The sequence below is a fragment of the Leifsonia sp. SIMBA_070 genome (genome assembly GCF_046534635.1).
GTDB lineage: Bacteria > Actinomycetota > Actinomycetes > Actinomycetales > Microbacteriaceae > Leifsonia.
Map to the genome: position 1 here is coordinate 1 of NZ_JAWRYK010000345.1, position 268 is coordinate 268.

A 268-nucleotide genomic window follows, 5' to 3' on the forward strand; every position below is an offset into this window, starting at 1 on the left:
GCTGGCGACGATCCTCGACAGCGTCGATGCCTACATCTACATCAAGGACGCCTCGGGACGATACGAGTACGTCAACCGCCGGGTCGCCGACTTCTTCGGCATCGCGCCGGAGGCGCTGATCGGCCGCACCGACGACACCCTGTTCGACGCCGACACCGCCCGCCAGCTGAGACATCACGACCTGCGGGTCCTGCGACAGGGCGAGCGCGTGGCCGTGGAGGAGACCACCCAGCCGCCGGGCGAGACCGAGCCCCGCACCTTCTTCTCG

At 68.7% G+C, this 268-nt stretch carries 1 protein-coding gene; it reads left to right on the top strand.

Going from position 1 to position 268, the window contains the following annotated elements:
* Positions 1-268, top strand: a 268-nt coding sequence (locus SB754_RS20615) for a PAS domain-containing protein (RefSeq protein WP_410784223.1), incomplete at both ends; no start/stop codon positions are given.